Origin of the sequence: Acetoanaerobium noterae (genome assembly GCF_900168025.1) — a bacterium.
GTDB classification, from domain to species: Bacteria; Bacillota; Clostridia; order Peptostreptococcales; family Filifactoraceae; genus Acetoanaerobium; species Acetoanaerobium noterae.
The window spans coordinates 47,643-64,503 of the sequence record NZ_FUYN01000002.1 but is presented as its reverse complement, the minus strand read 5'-3'; the positions used below and the strand labels follow the sequence as shown (position 1 = coordinate 64,503).

17 protein-coding genes, 1 tRNA gene and 1 other annotated feature are annotated in these 16,861 nt (G+C 33.3%); of the genes, 4 read left to right on the top strand and 14 right to left on the bottom strand.

The genetic code is table 11. The features are described from left to right. From B5X47_RS03895 to B5X47_RS03875, 5 genes are all read right to left on the bottom strand, one after another. Entirely contained in the window at nucleotides 1-846 is an 846-nt protein-coding gene (locus B5X47_RS03895) for an ABC transporter permease (RefSeq protein WP_242950998.1), read from the bottom strand. Further along, entirely contained in the window at nucleotides 803-1,621 is an 819-nt protein-coding gene (locus tag B5X47_RS03890) for a DUF169 domain-containing protein (protein WP_079588907.1), read from the bottom strand. The genes B5X47_RS03895 and B5X47_RS03890 overlap by 44 nt, the downstream gene beginning before the upstream one ends. Nucleotides 1,622-1,832: 211 nt before the next feature. Beyond that, a complete protein-coding gene (locus tag B5X47_RS03885; protein ID WP_079588906.1) occupies nucleotides 1,833-2,297 on the bottom strand; it encodes a nucleoside deaminase in 465 nt (154 codons plus the stop codon). Between the two features lie 189 nt (nucleotides 2,298-2,486). Continuing rightward, nucleotides 2,487-2,563: transfer RNA gene (locus tag B5X47_RS03880), tRNA-Arg, on the bottom strand. Between the two features lie 64 nt (nucleotides 2,564-2,627). Next, nucleotides 2,628-4,043, bottom strand: a complete 1,416-nt coding sequence (locus B5X47_RS03875; RefSeq protein ID WP_242950997.1) for an RNA-binding domain-containing protein — start codon at nucleotides 4,041-4,043, stop codon at nucleotides 2,628-2,630. A gap of 254 nt (nucleotides 4,044-4,297) precedes the next feature. Between B5X47_RS03875 and B5X47_RS03870 the strand changes: the two genes are divergently transcribed. Continuing rightward, nucleotides 4,298-4,735 carry a GNAT family N-acetyltransferase gene (locus tag B5X47_RS03870; protein ID WP_079588904.1) on the top strand — a complete coding sequence of 146 codons (438 nt, stop codon included), beginning with the start codon at nucleotides 4,298-4,300 and terminating at the stop codon, nucleotides 4,733-4,735. Between the two features lie 21 nt (nucleotides 4,736-4,756). Here B5X47_RS03870 and B5X47_RS03865 read toward each other — a convergent pair whose 3' ends face one another. The 4 genes from B5X47_RS03865 to B5X47_RS03850 all read right to left on the bottom strand — a co-directional run bounded on the left by B5X47_RS03865 (nucleotide 4,757) and on the right by B5X47_RS03850 (nucleotide 7,491). After that, nucleotides 4,757-5,362, bottom strand: coding sequence for a class I SAM-dependent methyltransferase (locus B5X47_RS03865; RefSeq protein ID WP_079588903.1), 606 nt, complete (start codon nucleotides 5,360-5,362; stop codon nucleotides 4,757-4,759). Between the two features lie 101 nt (nucleotides 5,363-5,463). Then, nucleotides 5,464-6,198: a M48 family metallopeptidase gene (locus B5X47_RS03860; RefSeq protein WP_159446390.1), complete on the bottom strand. Its 735-nt coding sequence runs from the start codon at nucleotides 6,196-6,198 to the stop codon at nucleotides 5,464-5,466. Then, entirely contained in the window at nucleotides 6,146-6,811 is a 666-nt protein-coding gene (locus tag B5X47_RS03855; protein WP_079588901.1) for a FlxA-like family protein, read from the bottom strand. The genes B5X47_RS03860 and B5X47_RS03855 overlap by 53 nt, the downstream gene beginning before the upstream one ends. Before the next feature lie 29 nt (nucleotides 6,812-6,840). After that, nucleotides 6,841-7,491, bottom strand: a complete 651-nt coding sequence (locus B5X47_RS03850) for a hypothetical protein (RefSeq protein ID WP_242950996.1) — start codon at nucleotides 7,489-7,491, stop codon at nucleotides 6,841-6,843. Between the two features lie 125 nt (nucleotides 7,492-7,616). Between B5X47_RS03850 and B5X47_RS03845 the strand changes: the two genes are divergently transcribed. After that, nucleotides 7,617-8,129, top strand: coding sequence for a hydrolase (locus B5X47_RS03845; protein WP_079588899.1), 513 nt, complete (start codon nucleotides 7,617-7,619; stop codon nucleotides 8,127-8,129). A 131-nt stretch (nucleotides 8,130-8,260) separates the two neighbouring features. On the opposite strand, the gene yjeM is transcribed toward B5X47_RS03845, so the two are convergent. Next, nucleotides 8,261-9,781 (bottom strand): glutamate/gamma-aminobutyrate family transporter YjeM, encoded by a 1,521-nt coding sequence (gene yjeM / locus B5X47_RS03840; RefSeq protein WP_079588898.1) that lies wholly within the window; start codon nucleotides 9,779-9,781, stop codon nucleotides 8,261-8,263. A gap of 394 nt (nucleotides 9,782-10,175) precedes the next feature. Between yjeM and B5X47_RS03835 the strand changes: the two genes are divergently transcribed. After that, nucleotides 10,176-11,483: a Y-family DNA polymerase gene (locus B5X47_RS03835; RefSeq protein WP_079588897.1), complete on the top strand. Its 1,308-nt coding sequence runs from the start codon at nucleotides 10,176-10,178 to the stop codon at nucleotides 11,481-11,483. Next, nucleotides 11,480-11,653, top strand: coding sequence for a hypothetical protein (locus B5X47_RS13770; RefSeq protein WP_159446389.1), 174 nt, complete (start codon nucleotides 11,480-11,482; stop codon nucleotides 11,651-11,653). The genes B5X47_RS03835 and B5X47_RS13770 overlap by 4 nt, the downstream gene beginning before the upstream one ends. Nucleotides 11,654-11,779: 126 nt before the next feature. Here B5X47_RS13770 and B5X47_RS03830 read toward each other — a convergent pair whose 3' ends face one another. The 4 genes from B5X47_RS03830 to B5X47_RS03815 form a co-directional block, all read right to left on the bottom strand. Beyond that, nucleotides 11,780-13,231 (bottom strand): alpha-amylase, encoded by a 1,452-nt coding sequence (locus B5X47_RS03830; RefSeq protein ID WP_079588896.1) that lies wholly within the window; start codon nucleotides 13,229-13,231, stop codon nucleotides 11,780-11,782. Between the two features lie 54 nt (nucleotides 13,232-13,285). Beyond that, entirely contained in the window at nucleotides 13,286-14,563 is a 1,278-nt protein-coding gene (serS, locus tag B5X47_RS03825) for a serine--tRNA ligase (protein ID WP_079588895.1), read from the bottom strand. Between the two features lie 131 nt (nucleotides 14,564-14,694). After that, nucleotides 14,695-14,907: a binding site (T-box leader), on the bottom strand. 77 nt (nucleotides 14,908-14,984) lie between these two features. Then, nucleotides 14,985-15,587: a rubrerythrin gene (gene rbr, locus B5X47_RS03820; protein ID WP_079588894.1), complete on the bottom strand. Its 603-nt coding sequence runs from the start codon at nucleotides 15,585-15,587 to the stop codon at nucleotides 14,985-14,987. 355 nt (nucleotides 15,588-15,942) lie between these two features. Continuing rightward, nucleotides 15,943-16,848, bottom strand: coding sequence for a mechanosensitive ion channel family protein (locus B5X47_RS03815; RefSeq protein ID WP_079588893.1), 906 nt, complete (start codon nucleotides 16,846-16,848; stop codon nucleotides 15,943-15,945). Nucleotides 16,849-16,861: the final 13 nt, after the last annotated feature.

The window sequence follows — 16,861 nt, the reverse complement described above, 5'->3', positions numbered from 1 at the left end:
TTAATCTTGATTTTTTAAATTTTCCATTCTAAGACTAGTAACCGTTCTCCATACGAGTAGCTTTTGCTCCATAATATCCAATATTTTGTTTAGTCCTAGTCCTACAAAAAGCAGTATAACTATGCACGACATCACTCGACTAATATTAAAATATGAAGTTGAATAGGTAATCATCCAGCCAAATCCACCTTTTGAGCCTATATACTCGCCTATAATAGCTCCTACAAGAGCCGCACTTACTCCCCCTCTGAGTCCCGACAGTATCCATGGCATGCAAGAAGGAATTACAACTGTTCTAAGCGTTTGAAAATGACTTGCTCCAAGAAGATTTGCAGATTCCAGTATCCCTTTATCCATAGACTTAATAGCTCCATAAGTAGCTGAAAATACATTAAAAAATACCATTAAGCCTGCAAGAAAAATCTTAGAGGTAAGCCCTAGTCCAAACCAAAGAACATACACTGGCGCAAGTGCTAACTGTGGAATACAGCTAATTGCTGAAATTATAGGAGTTATTATTTCTCCAATAAAAGAGAAGTATCCAAAAACTATTGCCAGCAAAATACCTATAGCACTTCCAAAAAATAACCCCCAAAATACCTCGGTAAGTGTTATAGATGCATGCTTATATAGCTCTCCACTGGTAAAAAAGACTATTAAATCCTTTAGAATCTGACTGGGATAGCTTGTAAATATGGGATTATAGCTTCCAGATGATGCACTGTACTCCCACAAAAAAATCCCTGCAATAATAAATACGCTTCTTATAGCCACTACGCTAAAATATCTTTTCTTCTCTTTATCAATGCTTCTCATTTTTTCGTTTTTCCCTTTTTTCTTTTTCATATTCCGTATAATAAGTTTTTCCATATTCCATTTCCATACACTCGATATTATTTAAAGTCAGTTCCTCGCTTATTTCTGATTTTCTTTTATCCATCTCTACAGCATTTACTGTATTGTATATGCCGTCTATGACTTCGCTAAATAAAGAAATCGGAATTCCTACTGCACCCTCATCTTCAGCCCACTCAGCTAAAAATCTAGTCCCTGAGCAAAGCAAGGACATATTTATGGTATTATGTATCAAAGGATAGGCAGTAGCTTCTACACATACTCCTTGATTACCCGACATGCTAAACTGCTTACTTATCCCTTTGTTATATGTATAGCCTTGGATTATTCTCATTAGCTCTCTTGGTTTTCCTATAGCAATAACAACATCTGGCTTGTCATTGCTACTAAAAAACTCTACCGGCTGAACTAAAACTCCATATGTATTCGATAAAATATTGCCTGTCTCAAGCGCCGCTCTTTTTGCTACATTTTCATCTTTAAAAAGTCCAAGTCTGTATGGCGCCGTTCCATCCAAAAAATCATCTGCAGGTTTTTCTAATCCAAGTGCCCTTGTGCTACCTCCACACCCTGAAGTTAGCTTATCAAACTTTATTCTATGCCCTAAACTAGCTGATTTTACTGCTACACAATAAGACAGAGGATTTATAAGATTAACTACATCGTAGGAATCAAACTCTTGCTTATTTTTAATCAGCTTAACCCCAACAATTTTTCTCTCTATATTTAGTAATGCATAAGCTTTTATAATATCGTTTTCAAACATTTTCTTTCACCTCCTTGTTTCATATAAATTCATTTACATCTCCACCCCTTTTATATCTATACGCAAAATGTATACATTATGCATACACGTTTTTAGCGTAGCATGTTGTATTATCAATATCAAATTGAGTTTTTCTATTTAAAGTATAGAGTTTATTTATGCAAAAAAATAAGCCCTGTCATTTTTAACAGGACTTATGAAAACTATTTGATTAGTATAAAATTCTTTCTTCATCCTCTTCATATTTTCTAAATGGCCCTAAGCACAGCTCTCTATCTATCTGACATATTTTCATTTTTTCGTTTGAATGCTTGTTTTGTAGTACCTCATAAATATAACTATCATCAAACCCTATATCCTTTGCATCATCTTGAGTTGCTCCATAATATATAAGCGGAATCTTAGCCCAGTGAGCTGCACTGTAGCACATAGGACAAGGCTCGCAGGTAGTATAAAGTATACAATCTGAAAGGTCAAATCTTTCAAGTAATTTAGTCGCCTCTCTTATTGCTACTATTTCTGCATGTGCAGTAGGGTCATTGGTTTCTATCACTCTATTGTGACCTCTTGCAATTACTTTATTATCTTTTACTATAACCGCCCCAAAAGGTCCTCCAGCTCTTAATCCTATGCCCTCAAACGCTTCTTTTATAGCTTCTTTCATAAACTCGTCCATAATGCACCTCCCATAGCTTTCACCCTTATTTTATATATACCCAAGGCAAAAGAAAAATAGGCATTTAACGCAAAAAACTGCCTAAAGTAATATTTAGACAGTCTAATTATCGGTATTAGTTTTTTAAATGTGCTAAAAAAGGGTTAAAATTTATATTTTCAATAGTTCATAGTTCTGAAAGCCTTGAAATGGTGCACCCAAGAGGACTTGAACCTCCGACTCACAGTTTAGGAAACTGCAGCTCTATCCAACTGAGCTATGGGTGCACTTTGTAGCTAAAATACTACTTTACTATGATATCACTTTAATTTAAGCTAGTAAATATTTTTCTTAATTCACTTCTGAGTAATATTTTTGATTTGGACTAGTTGGTTTGCTTGGAATACTTAATTTCAAAAGCCCACCTCTTAACAAAGGACTTAATATATTTTTAGAAAAATGCCTTCTATCTTTAATTCCCAAATAATCTTGTATTTCTTTTCTGCTTTTTGGACTACGACAAAACTCAAGAATATCATGGGTTCTATCATCCTCAATTTTAGCTTGGGGGGTAGCTTGGGGGGTAGCTTGGGGGGTAGCTTGTTCATCTAAAGGTATTATTGTTTTAAAAACATCATCTTCTATAAATTTAGGATCTGCTCCAGAATATATCTTAGTGTACCTGAATATATTTCTAATCCCTGAGCCCAATTCCTCTGCCCATCCGATTTCACTAAAAAACTTAGCTAAAACAGGATTTTTAGGATATGGGGAAAAATTGAACGGATCAATTTCACCTATAATTCTAGATTTCGTAGCATTCTCTATATAAACTCTATGCTTTTCAATGATAATTTTTGCTGGATATGGATTTGAAAATTCTCTATGAATCAGCATATTAGATACTGCTTCTCTAAAGATTTTGTTTCTTAAGCTAATCCTTATATCTCCTTCTAAATAAAATTTGTCATTTAAATGCTTTGATATAAAGGCCATGAGCCTATCTCTACTTTCTATTAAGTTGGTTCTTATATCGTCTCTATCATCATAGCGATCTATATCTACTTTTCTTAAGATTGCATCTGTTCTATGATGTGGTAGTGCTGCTCTAATCAATTCATCTTTTCCAAATAACAAAATACCAGCTAATGTAATACCCTCCGTACCTGTTTGTGGATCTAGTAGATATAGTCCAGCACTCTTAAGTAAGTTTATATCATCCATAGATATCCATGGGTGATTATCTCTCTGATTTGAAGCCATCTGCCTTATTCTACTAATCAAATCCGTTCTTAAATCTTCTAGCTTTGCATATGGAAAAATTTTATTTTCAATATAAGTAGACTGTTTTCTTATATACATATTTGATAATAGTGTTGTATTTTCTGATATGTTAAAATCTCCATCTTCGTTACGATCATAAATTTTTCCACTACATTTATGAACTTGTGAACTCTCTGGAATATAGGCATAAAGAACATTTTTCCCTTTTATTTCAACTCCTGTTATTGATATATAAGCTGTAGGACTAATCTTATTTGAGTTATTTAGAGATGTAACAAATTCTTTTTTTATTTTTTCTATTTCTTCATCTTTTATTCCTATAATTTCTCCATCATCTCTGACTCCTAAGAACAAATGGCCTCCATTGCGATTTAGGAATGCACAAACTGTTTCAAAAACATCTTTATTCAATTTTCCTTTACTCTGCTTGAATTCAACTGTTATACTCTCTCCACCATCAATTATTTGCTTTAACTTTTCCATATTTATTCAACATCCTATAGATTTATTTTTTATTTAAATCTGATCTTTATCAATATCCTTACACTAATATTATATTACAAAATCTCAATCCTATTAATATTATTATATTAACCATTAAAACTCTCAAGCCAAATTGATATTTCTTGAATATTTAATTATAATGAAGCTATACAGATTATTAATAATTTTACACAATTATCAAGTTACAATAGGCATGAAAGTGCGAAGTAAAGGTTTTAGACAAGGAGATTTTTATGGAATATGAAATTAATGAATTAAAATTACAAGATTTAGATACATTAATAAATAAGTATATAATTTACTACAATGATGAAGGAGGAAGATGGACATATAATATAGCTAAAATAAGACTTGAGCAAAATTTTTTAACTCCATCTTTTTACGGTGTTGGACTGTATGACAAGTCTGAATTACTTGGATTTGCTATTGGGTGTTTCAAACAATATGACGACCTTCTTATTTACTATTTAGAAGAGATACTAGTATTCAAAGAATATCAAAATAAAGGATTAGGAACAAAATTATTACAAGAGCTAGAATCTTTAGTAAAGAAGCAGGGTGCAGAAAAGATAAGTTTATCTACAACAAATGAAGAAAAACATCAAAAATTTTATTCTAGACTTGGATTTGAAAAGTCTGACTTCCTCGTTCCTATGTTGAAAATAATCTAACATCTAAGACATCTCTTATATTTACGCTCTCCGAAACGCATTAATTTGAATATGCCCATCTATTTTGAATTTGAAAATTTCAAAACCACATTCTTCAAAATTTCGCTTAATTTCTTTTGGAGAATAAAATTTGACATCTCCTGCTTTTGATAGTGGTACAAATGGATTTAAAATTGCACGGATAATTAATGGATAGTATATATCAGCTATATAGACTACACCTTTTGGTTTTAATATTCGCCTCATTTCTTTAGCAAACGATTTTGGGTCAGGAAAGTGATGGTAGGCGGCACAAACTGTTACTATATCAAACATTTCATTATCAAAAGAGGTATGTTCGCAACTACTTACTTCAAATATCATATCCGGACAGCTTTTCTTAGCATTTTCAATCATCTTTTCTGAAATATCTATACCATAACCTTTCATACTGTGATTGTTTGATAACATTTTAAGAAATGTAGCATTTCCACAAGCAACATCTAAAATTTTGCTATTTGTATCTACGATCATCTCTTCTAATAAAAGTTTTTTGAATTTCAATGTGAATATACCTTCAGGAGTTTCATCATAGTTATCCGCTTTTTGATTATAACTTTCACGTGACTTATCCTCAAATGTTTTCATATCTCAAACCTCTCCCAATAAATAAAAAATCTTCTAATCTTTAAGGCTTCCTCAATATTAATCCAGTTGTAATAGCTATAAAACTAAGTTTTAGAGTTAAATTAACAACAGAGCTTCATACCATGTTCTTTTAACCACTTTCTTTTATCTTTATAATCTGGCATAATTGAAGACACTCTGTTCCAAAAGTTTTTAGAGTGGTCTTTATGTTCCATATGGCACATCTCATGAATAACCACATAATCAAGGACATGAGGTGGTGCCATTATTAGTTTGTAGTTAAAAGCCAAATCATTTTTATAGGTACAGCTTCCCCACCTAGTTTTTTGAGCTTTTATTTTGATATTATTTGGTTTTAGATTGAAGTATCTGCTATAGTATTCCACTCTATCAGCTATGGTCATCTTCGCTTCGTTTTTATACCATGACCAAATGGCATCTTTTATTGTTTCCTCATCATGCCTATGCATAGTTATGATTAATTTATCTTCATATAGCTTTACTTCAGGCTTTTTTAGTTTTTCATCTATCACTACTCTAAGCAGATAATTTTCTCCCCTATACATAAATGTCTCTCCCTCTACATATTCTTTTTTTATAGGAGTTATGTCTAGTTTGCTAAGAATTGCTAGTTTTTCTATTATCCACTTGCTTTTATTTCTCACACTTTTTTCTATTTGTTCTTCCGATATATAAATAGGCGCTCTTACTGTTATGATACCTGGTGCCTTAATACTGATTTCTAAGGTTTTTCTTTTTGAATAGACTACATTATAATCTATTTTAGTTGTCTCTAGATTCATACTGTATTTCATTATTCCCTCTTTTTTCTTCATTTTCATTAGAACTCTGTTCTACATTTTTTAAAGGTTCTTTCTTCGAAGATTTTTTAATTTCTTTATTAACTTCATTCATTGTTTTTATAATTTTTTTATTAATCCCTCTTATTTTATCTTTCATTTCAGAAAGCTTCTTTCTTTTTTCTGAAACATCTAGCCCTCTACCTTCATCTGCTTTGATTTCACTTTCTAATACACGAGCATTTCCCTTAATTTTTACACTTGCAGAGGTTTGAAATTTCACTTGATTAAGAGAGCTTGTTATACTAAACAAATTTGTCATTTCTTGTTGCTCATCATCAATGTAATTTTTATCTTTAAGCTGCTCTTTAATATTTTCTTCACGTTTTTCTTCTTGCTCTTTTCTAATTTCTAAATCTCTTTGTATGATTTGTTTGTTAAGCTCATTCAATTGCTCTTTCAAATCTTTTTGCATTTGTTTTTTCTGTTCTATCGATAAAGATTTATTTTCAGATACTGAATATATCTGCTTTTGAATATTTATAATTTGATTCTGCAAGCCTTCTTTTATAGAATCTTTTTTATTATATTTCATCACGGTATTGTTAGAAAGAAAACCGCTTTGATTTCTGATTTCTCCGAGTTTCATATATTTTATCCCCCTATAATTTCTATTTATTATATCCTCCAATATATTCCATTTGGTAATACTCGCAAATATCCATCAAATTCCTCATTAATCGCGCCTGTATTTACATCTCTTACTATCACACTCTCATGATACTCTGGATCCTCATACCACCGAGAAAAATATAAATCATTTCCATCACGAACTATCAACGATTCAGTTTTTCCTATTACTATTTTTTTACTTTCTGGCCATATTATTTCATAAATTCCATCGTTAGCATCTCTGCACAGCATTAAAGGATAACCTTTAAGCATAAGGTTGTAGCAATCAGGAGTTATTGATAGAGGTAATTCTTGCATGACACTAAGCCTTATGTATTCTGGTTCATAGCTATATATTTGTATTACTTTTAAATTAAAGTTAACTACTAAAAAATTAAACTTCCCATTATTCCATATTGGTTTTTCTATATATACATTGGATTTCATTTCAAATGGACTATGCACAGTGCCTTCTGGATAATGTATCAAATGACAATTCATACCTTCAAAGTTATGTCCTAATTTTACTATTTCTTCAGCTTCATACAAGTCGCAAAATGTTTTTTTGCTTTCTTGGCAATAATACCACTGTGAAGTTCCTTCAATTAATTCTGGATAGCAGTCTGAGATTCCATGTATTTTTATAATATTTATCATATTCACCTCATAATTCATACTTATTATTCTTTGATTCTAACATATTTTCTTCATTGAATTATTACAATCCAGAATCTGGGTATAATTAATAATAGCAAGTTTTTATTTTTTTAGGGGGCGATTTTGTGGAAATTAATAACTCATTACCTATTATCGATTACTCTGATAACGAGACCGGATGCTGTCCTAAGTTTCATCCAGAAAACTGGGACGAGAAAATTTTTAATTTTGACGAGCTTAAATTCATCAAAGCATCGACAAAAAGCTTTATGCATATGCCTATAACTATGGGTAGTGTTATGACAAAAACCTTTGGAGCTATTCAAGGCGCAAAAGCAGAAACAACCGAGCAATATCTCATACTTTCAAAGGACATTTCAAGTTGGAAATCCGACCATTATTTTTTAGTAGCTTCAGATGTTCCTGGCTATGAGAGCTTATCTCTTAAGGGAAACTATTACGCAAAGGTTTATGATGGAGCTTTTAAAGAGCTACCAAAATGGATGAATGAATTTGAAGAATTATTAAAGAGTAGGGGCTATAGTTCACATGACATGATGGCATTTTATACCACCTGTCCTAAATGCGCTATTCATTATGGACATAATTATATCGTTTTGTTCTCTAAAGTATCATAGTTATTAAGCTAAAAAAAGCCTGATAAAACAAATTTAATGTTTTATCAGGCTTTTTATTGTGAGTTAGTTAATTTATTGGGTTTTAAGTAATATAGCTTTTATATTACTAGTAAATCTTTTACTCTTAATTACTATGCTACTTTTTTGTTTGATTCTTTGCCCATTTTCTTTTCATAGCTAGAGTACATTACTAATGCTACTACTGTAAAGAATGCTGGTCCAGCTATACTCCAAATAGTAGAGCTTAGGTCTCCTTTTAGAGCTGGGTCTATTATTGTAAAGAAGTTTGCAAATCCAACTGTAAATACAACTATTATACTAGCTAACTTTGCACTTGATTGAGTTTTGTATATAACAAATGGCTTTTCGATTTCTTTTTTAGCTTTGAAGCTGATGAAAGCTCCAGCTATGAACATATATGGAAGAGTCATCGCAACGTTTGTCATTAGTACTAGCTTTGTAAAGAATGCAGACATTGCATCTCCACCAAATGATACTAAAAATAACATTACAGATACTGCTGTGCATTGTAACCACATAGCTGCTTTTGGCATTCCGTCTTCTACTTCGGACATTCTTCCTGGCCATAATTCCTTTGGCGTTCCTTCGATTAGCTGCTTTAGTGGAGCGTATGTAAGTGTGAAATATGCACCCATAAGTGCTAATACCATAGATGCTCCTACGTATCTAGCCATCCAGTTACCCATAGAAACAGATACTGCTTCAGTAGCACCAAATGCTTGTCCTAATTGATATCCTAAGTTGTTCATTATTACATAAGCGGCATTACCCATATGTACGTTTTCAGAAGATAGTACGTTTGTCCAGTTTACGAATACTCCGCAAAGCAGGATTCCAAGTGCATATCCTATAGAAATTACTATTGCTGCTATTGTTAAGCCTTTAGGGAAAGTAACCTCTGCATTTTCAGTCTGGTCAACCAGCCCTCCAACTACTTCAGTTCCTCCAAAAGCAAAGATTGCAAATACTAGAAAAGCAAGTATTGCTATAGGTGATTGGTAAGCTGCATTAGGAGATGAAATAAATGACTCTACTCCAGTTATAGGCTGAGCTAATTGTCCACCATTTCCTATAAATACAGCTATTGCTCCTATAATAAGTACTACGTTTAAGAATGTTACTGCGATTCCACCTACTGATGTAATCTTTTTGATTTTATCAAGTCCTTTTGTAGATACAAAAGTAACCATAAATACCCATAGGATTCCAAGAATTCCTAAGGTTTGTGTTGATGAAAGTCCAAATAATGACCATGTAGATGTAGTATCAGTTCCGAAGATAGCATTTGAGAATACTACCCATATTCCAGAGCCTACGTTTACCATCCAAATTATGTATGAAGCATACCACATAAATGTTCCTACGAAAGCGTATTTAGGTCCTACAGATTTTTCCATCCATGAATAAATGCCACCTTTTTCATTTTTGAAAGCTGCTCCGTATTCCGCCATCATAAAAGCAAATGGTATAAAGAATGTGATTGCAGAGATTATGTACCAAGGAATAGCACCGTATCCCATAAGGAAAAACGATCTAGGCATGTTCGCAAATCCGAACACTGAAGTAAAAATCATAAGTATTAATGATACCAGTGTTAACTTTTTAGAGTTATCTGTACTCAATTTCTTCATTCCTTTCGTAATGTTTAGAATTTTTTAAATTTTAAATATTTGTAATATAAAAAACATTAGTGTGGCATATAATATTTTTTATACGGATTAATTATAAAACTAGTATGTTATTTTTGCAACAATATAATGCAAAATTTTACTCAAATCGTTATACTCGAAATATTTAATCTAATGAATTTATTCTTTATTTTTTGTATGTTTAAAATTAGCGGAATATTGCATTTATTGCAAATTGTCTAGAATTAATGAAATACATAATTTAAATAGAGTTTTAAAACATAACTCACTACTATTAAATAAACTTAGAATTTATTGTTAAATATTTATCTATATTTATTGACGCTTTACAGAACGTATGTTCTTGTTTTAAAATGAATATGAGGGAGTGATTTATATGGGCGAAGGTATAGATTATTCAAAGCTACCTAGAAGAGATGTGCTATGCATTGATGTTAAGTCTTTTTTTGCATCTGTAGAAGCAGTACGGCGAAAGATTCATCCTTTAGATGCTTATATTATAGTTATTTCTGATTTCGAAAGACCTGGCGCAGTAGTTCTTGCTTCTTCTCCTAAAGTAAAGAAGGAATTTGGCATTAAAACTGGCTCCAGAAAGTTTCAAATCCCAGAAGATCCAAAGCTAATGATAGTAGAGCCTTCTATGAGTCTTTATCTTGAAATAAATCGCAGAATCTGCGATATTTTCAGAAGGTTTGTAGCTGATGAGGATTTACTAGTATACAGCATTGATGAAGCTTTTTTGGATATTTCTGCAACTAGGAAATTATTTGGAGAGCCTCTAGAAATTGCAAGAAAAATCCAAAAAACTATATGGGATGAGCTTAAATTAGTAGTGTCTGTTGGAATAGGAGACAATCCTCTGCTTGCCAAGCTTGCTCTTGATAATGAAGCCAAGAATAATAAATCTCAAATTGCTTACTGGTCTTATGAGGATGTGCCTCGCACTGTATGGAGGATTCCAAAGCTAACTGATATGTGGGGAATTTCTTACGGCTATGAAAAGAAACTAAATGATTTAGGAATAAAATCTGTGTATGAACTAGCTCATAGTAATCCACTTTTTTTAAAGAGTTATCTTGGAATCATGGGCCTTCAGCTTTACTATCACAGCTGGGGTGTGGATTACAGCAGAATATCAGAAAAAGTAGAATCCAAGCACCACAGCTACAGCAAGGGGCAGATGCTAATGAGAGATTATGATTCTAAAGCAGAGATTATGGCCGTCCTTAGAGAGATGGTAGAGCAAGTGTGCATTAGGCTTAGAAAATACGATATGACTTGCGAGGCTGTGAGTCTTTATATCAGCTTCTCCAAGCATGAGACTAGCTTTGGATTTAAAAAAACCAAAAAACTTCCTAGAGCTACTAATCACACCTCAGAGATAGCACTTTATTTCGATGCTATATTCGAAGAGAACTGGCGTGGAGAGCTAGTAAGACAAATCAACGTTTCTTGTGAAGAGGTAAAACCTGCTGAAGCTTATCAGTTGGATTTATTTGGCTCTATACAGTCAGAAAAAACAAATAAAATAGATAATATTATAGATGAGATAAGAGAAAAATATGGAAAGACTTCAGTATTTAGAGCTTATAATCTTTCTCATGGCAGTACATTTTTGCACCGCTCTGGTTATGTAGGTGGTCATAAAGGAGCTAGCAGCTTAAATAAGGAGGAGAAAAAATGAAGGAAATAAGGGGATATAATAAGCTAGAGATGCTTTATCCAGATAGGTGTATGCTCAAATGGAAGCCTATGCTTTTGTCAGAGCATGGTGAAAAGCTTTTAGACCACAAACTTGAGGTTGAAAAATCAGAAAATCCTTCTAAAGAGCTTATAAAAACCCCAAAAAAATAGGCATGTCGATTTAAGACTAGCCTATTTTTAACCCAAAATCTATAAAGTAGTATTTAGGAATCTGTATAGCTCTAATTTAGTAGAGTTTTTTATTGCATAGTAATTTATATATAAGCTTCACTGCTTTTAATCTCTACAGATATAAACACTTACCGAGCCGTCATTTACTAAAAAAATTCCGTTACCTTTTTCGTCGATTTCTACCTCAGCATCTGTATGACCTAGGGCATCAATCCAAATTTCCCCTTTATGCATTTCTCCTACATTCATGGTTTTTTCCCCAGCTTCTGTACTGGTCATGATAACTGCGCATCCTTTAGGGTGCTCTTTATCTCCTAGTCTCACCCATCCTATAACGTGCTTGTGATCTAGATAATCATCTTGCCTTCCATATGCATGATTTTGTCTTAGTCCCATGAGCTTATCTAGTATATCTGCCATAGGCTTAATTTGATTATCTCCAAGGGTTCCATAATAATCTCCATAAAATATGCACGGATATCCATCTTTTCTAAGCAGTATAGCTGCATAGGCAAGTGGTTTAAACCATTGTTTTACATAGGATTCTAGAGATTGATTAGGCTGCGAATCATGGTTTTCTACAAAAGTCACAGCATTTAGTGGATATTTGCTCACTATAGTGTCATTAAAAAGCTGTCCCATATCAAAGTTGCTCGCATCATAAGATGCTGCATGAAATTTAAAATGAAGTGGTACATCAAAGACATCTAGCTGGTAATCCACTTCGCTCAAATAGCTTTCTATAGTTGGCATTTCAACTGACCAATATTCTCCAACAGCATAGAATTCTTCACCAAAATCTGCTCTAGTTTTTAAAACCAAGTCTTTTATAAACCAGTCATTTATATGCTTTATTGCATCTAGTCTTATGCCATCGACTTTAGTTTCTTTTATAAACCAGTTAATCCAATCTAGAGTATGGTTGTATACGTCTGGATGCTTGTAGTCTATGTTTGTAAACATCAAATAATCATAGTTACCAAATTCCTCAGCTACATCCTGTGCCCAGTCTTTATTTTCACCTAGTATAAGATATATTGCAGATTTCTCTGTTTCTTGATTATAATCAGTTCCATTAAAATGCTCCCATGACCATTTGAAATCAGAATATTTATTGTTTCTGCCTTCAAAGTTAAACTTCGTCCAGCCTTGAATTTCATAAGGCTCGGATACTTCTTTATTTCTATCCATAGGGTCGACTTCTACAGCCATGAACCTCTGAGTCTCATCAGCTGAAGCTTTGTGATTTAACACTATATCTGCATACACTTTTATATTGTTATCGTGTAGCACATTTATGGCCTCTAAAAGCTCTTCTTTAGTTCCATATTTCGTTCTGATACTGCCTTTTTGATCAAACTCTCCAAGGTCGTAAAGGTCATATATTCCGTATCCCGTATCATTTGTAGCTGTAGCCTTCATGCAAGGAGGTATCCAAATAGCTGTTATGCCTAGTTCCTTAAGATGATTTGCATCGTCTTTAAGTTTATTCCATAGCTTGCCATCATCTTCTAAATACCATTCAAAATACTGCATCATGATGCCATTTAAGCTCATAGCGTTCCTCCTTGCAAATGAAGACCCTAAAAATACAAATTACATAAAGTTATATTATTTTTTTATTATTTTATCTGTTCCCATGTATGGGCGAAGTACCTCTGGCACTACTACAGTTCCATCAGCTTGCTGATAGTTTTCAAGTATAGCGGCAAGAGCACGTCCTATAGCTACTCCAGAGCCATTAAGAGTATGAACAAACTCTGGCTTAGATGCCTTGTCTCTTTTGAATCTAATGTTTGCTCTTCTAGCTTGGAAATCTTCAAAGTTAGAACAAGAAGAAATCTCTACATATCTGTTGTAGCTAGGCATCCATACCTCTAGGTCATATTTGTATGCTGCAGTAAAGCCTAAATCACCTGAGCATATACGAACTACTCTATATGGAAGTCCTAGTAGCTGAAGCACTTTTTCTGCATCTGCAGTAAGGGTTTCTAGCTCTTTGTAAGAATCCTCTGGCTTTGTAAATTTAACTAGCTCTACTTTGTTAAACTGATGCTGACGGATAAGTCCTCTAGTATCTCTTCCAGCAGATCCAGCCTCTGCTCTAAAGCAAGGTGTATATGCGCAGTATTTTGTAGTTAAATCATCGCCATTCATGATTTCGTTTTGGTGAATATTAGTAACCGGAACCTCTGCTGTAGGCACTAGGAAATATTCAAAGCCCTCTAGCTTAAACATATCTTCTTCAAATTTAGGAAGCTGACCCGTTCCTATAAAGCTAGTACGGTTAGCAATAAAAGGAGGAAGTACCTCTGTGTAGCCATGCTCAGCTGTATGTGTATTTAGGAAAAAGTTGATTAATGAACGCTCTAATCTAGCTCCTAAATCTTTGTACAATGTAAATCTAGAGCCAGTGATTTTTCCAGCTGCTTCAAAATCTAGAATATTAAGCTCTGTTCCTATATCCCAGTGTGCTTTTGCGTCAAAATCAAATGCAGTTGGCTCTCCCCATTTTCTTACTTCTAAGTTATCTTCGTCAGTATCTCCAGTTGGTACATCTGGATGTGGCACGTTTGGTATTCTAAGAAGCTTTTGGAACAAATCCTCTTCTACTTCTTTTACTTTATCGTCTAGATTTTTGATTTGCTCTGATAGCTCTTTTAATCTAGCCATAAGCTCATCTGTATTTTTTCCTTCTTTTTTATACTGAGGAATAAGCTTAGAGTCTACATTTTGCTCATTTTTTAGGGCTTCAACCTCTTGAAGTAGCTCTATACGCTTGTCATCAAGCTCTATTACCTCTTCGAAGCTAAAATCTTTTTCTCCTCTTTTTGCCATTAAAGGTTTGATTTCTTCTAAATCTCTTTTGATTCTTTTAATATCTAACATGTAAATCCCCCTCACTAAAATTAATATTTCATTTAGATAATAACTCAGTATTTACTAACTACCCATATTACAAAATAATAATACGGATGTTATTATCAAATTTTGTGAAATCAAAAAAGCTCCCGTCCCTAAAAAGGGACGAAAGCTTATACTTCCGCGGTGCCACCCAAATTGTCTACAAAGACCACTTGAACCTGTAACGTAGGTAGACGTTATCTTCTAGAGCTAGCGCCTTCAAAGATAAAGCTCAGAAACGGATTCAAAAGCTTAGTACGTGAGTTTTCACCTACCACTCACTCTCTGTAGAACTTGGACTTTTTACTACTTTTCATCATAGCCTATACATATGATTTTGTATTGCTAAAAATTATATCACTTATATCAAGCTATTTCAATTGCAAAAATAAAATTAAATTTATATTTAGAATCTTTCGCAGTGAAGTTTAAAGAATGCCTTAGGCTGTTTACAGACAGGACACATAGCTGGAGCTGCTGAACCATCGAATATATATCCACAGCACATACATTTCCAAAGCTCTTTGTCTTCTCTTTTGAATACATTTTCAGCTTTTACATGCTCTGCAAGTGTACGATATCTTTCTTCGTGGTCTTTTTCGATATCTACTATCATTCTAAATGAAGCTGCTACCTTTGGGAAACCTTCTTCATCAGCTATTCTTGCAAACTCTGGATAAAGCTCAGTCCACTCTTCGTTTTCACCCATAGCTGCTGCTACTAGGTTAGTGTATGTATTTCCCATAACTACAGGATAATCCGCATCTACGTGAAGTGCTACTGGAAACTCTTCTCCCTCTAAGCCTGCTACTGCATGATCATAAAATATCTTTGCATGAATACGCTCGTTGTCAGCTGTCTCGTTAAAAACCTCTGCGATTCTCATGAAGCCTTCTCTTTCAGCTACTTCTGCAAACATATTGTATCTGCCTCTAGCTTGAGACTCTCCAGCAAATGCTTTGATAAGATTTCCAAGAGTTCTTGTACCTTTTAATGATTTTTCTGCCATGATATTACCTCCTGATAAAGTTATTTTGGTCAGACGACCTCTAATTCACATTTACCCACTAATATAGCTAAAAAACAGCTATATTTATGATTATAGTATAAAATCTGTATATTTTCTAATATAAATTCCAAAATTCATTATTTTTTTATTATTATTCTAAATTTATTTTCAAGATAATCCAATATTTAAAATTAAATTGCATTTATTACAATTTATATTTTTATATCACAATCATAAAAAAACAGATTGAACTTTTAATAAAAATCCAATCTGCTAATTTACTTTCAATATATCAAGCTACTAGACACCTACCATAAATCTTTGATTTCATTAAGGTGAGCTCACTTGAGATATTTTAATTTTTATCTGAATCTAAATGCTTCATGTAAAGCATTCTGTGAGGATATGGAATTTGAATACCATTAGCATCAAAATCGTCCTTTATCCTTTGCATTATTCTATAGTATGCATTCCAGTAGTTCTCGTTTTTTACACTAGGCAGTGCGAATATCTTTATCCCGCTCTCTCCAAATTCTCGAAGCGCTACTGTAGGTTCTGGTTCATCGTAAATATCTGGATCCTCTTTGAATATAGCTTTTATTAGCTCAATAGCTTTTTTATAGTCTGAATTGTAATCAACCTCTATCATAAGCTGAATTTTCCTATCTATAGCAGAAGAAAAGTTAACTACATTTTCAGATGTTAGCTTTGAGTTAGGAATTATTATTTTTCTGTTGTCTACCGAGTATAAAATGGTATTCATAATTTGGATTTCATTTACGCTTCCAGACACTCCAGCTGCCTCAATAAAATCTCCTACTTTAAAGGGTTTAAATATAAGGATTAATATCCCTGATGCAAAGTTAGAAAGATTATTTTGAAGAGCTAATCCAATAGCAAGTCCTAGTGCTCCTATTGCCGCTACAAATGAATTCGTAGGAACTCCTATCCTTCCAAGAGCCGCTATAGCAACTATTATCAGAAGTAGAAAATAAAGTATCTGCGATATAAATCCTATAGCAGATGGATCTACATTTGATTTTCTCATGATACGCTTAGACAAATTCCTTACGTACCTAGCAATATAAAGTCCAACTAAAAATATCATTATCCCTATTATTATGTCCATCCCATAAGCCAAGAATAGCTCCTTTAGGGTTTTCATTAAATTAAAGCTTTCTTCTACTGCTGTTTGTACTTCATCTGTGACAGCCTCTGTGACTTTCTCTGTTACAGCTGCCAGATTGAAATAATTAATCATCTAGTGTCACTCC

What these genes read in the sequence shown, in the direction of transcription:
- B5X47_RS03895 (WP_242950998.1), bottom strand. Translation starts at nt 846, where the DNA reads ATGAAAAAGAAAAAAGGGAAAAACGAAAAAATGAGAAGCATTGATAAA.
- B5X47_RS03890 (WP_079588907.1), bottom strand. Translation starts at nt 1,621, where the DNA reads ATGTTTGAAAACGATATTATAAAAGCTTATGCATTACTAAATATAGAG.
- B5X47_RS03885 (WP_079588906.1), bottom strand. Translation starts at nt 2,297, where the DNA reads ATGGACGAGTTTATGAAAGAAGCTATAAAAGAAGCGTTTGAGGGCATA.
- B5X47_RS03875 (WP_242950997.1), bottom strand. Translation starts at nt 4,043, where the DNA reads ATGGAAAAGTTAAAGCAAATAATTGATGGTGGAGAGAGTATAACAGTT.
- B5X47_RS03870 (WP_079588904.1), top strand. Translation starts at nt 4,298, where the DNA reads ATGGAATATGAAATTAATGAATTAAAATTACAAGATTTAGATACATTA.
- B5X47_RS03865 (WP_079588903.1), bottom strand. Translation starts at nt 5,362, where the DNA reads ATGAAAACATTTGAGGATAAGTCACGTGAAAGTTATAATCAAAAAGCG.
- B5X47_RS03860 (WP_159446390.1), bottom strand. Translation starts at nt 6,198, where the DNA reads ATGAAGAAAAAAGAGGGAATAATGAAATACAGTATGAATCTAGAGACA.
- B5X47_RS03855 (WP_079588901.1), bottom strand. Translation starts at nt 6,811, where the DNA reads ATGAAACTCGGAGAAATCAGAAATCAAAGCGGTTTTCTTTCTAACAAT.
- B5X47_RS03850 (WP_242950996.1), bottom strand. Translation starts at nt 7,491, where the DNA reads ATGATAAATATTATAAAAATACATGGAATCTCAGACTGCTATCCAGAA.
- yjeM (WP_079588898.1), bottom strand. Translation starts at nt 9,781, where the DNA reads ATGAAGAAATTGAGTACAGATAACTCTAAAAAGTTAACACTGGTATCA.
- B5X47_RS03835 (WP_079588897.1), top strand. Translation starts at nt 10,176, where the DNA reads ATGGGCGAAGGTATAGATTATTCAAAGCTACCTAGAAGAGATGTGCTA.
- B5X47_RS13770 (WP_159446389.1), top strand. Translation starts at nt 11,480, where the DNA reads ATGAAGGAAATAAGGGGATATAATAAGCTAGAGATGCTTTATCCAGAT.
- B5X47_RS03830 (WP_079588896.1), bottom strand. Translation starts at nt 13,231, where the DNA reads ATGAGCTTAAATGGCATCATGATGCAGTATTTTGAATGGTATTTAGAA.
- serS (WP_079588895.1), bottom strand. Translation starts at nt 14,563, where the DNA reads ATGTTAGATATTAAAAGAATCAAAAGAGATTTAGAAGAAATCAAACCT.
- rbr (WP_079588894.1), bottom strand. Translation starts at nt 15,587, where the DNA reads ATGGCAGAAAAATCATTAAAAGGTACAAGAACTCTTGGAAATCTTATC.
- B5X47_RS03815 (WP_079588893.1), bottom strand. Translation starts at nt 16,848, where the DNA reads ATGATTAATTATTTCAATCTGGCAGCTGTAACAGAGAAAGTCACAGAG.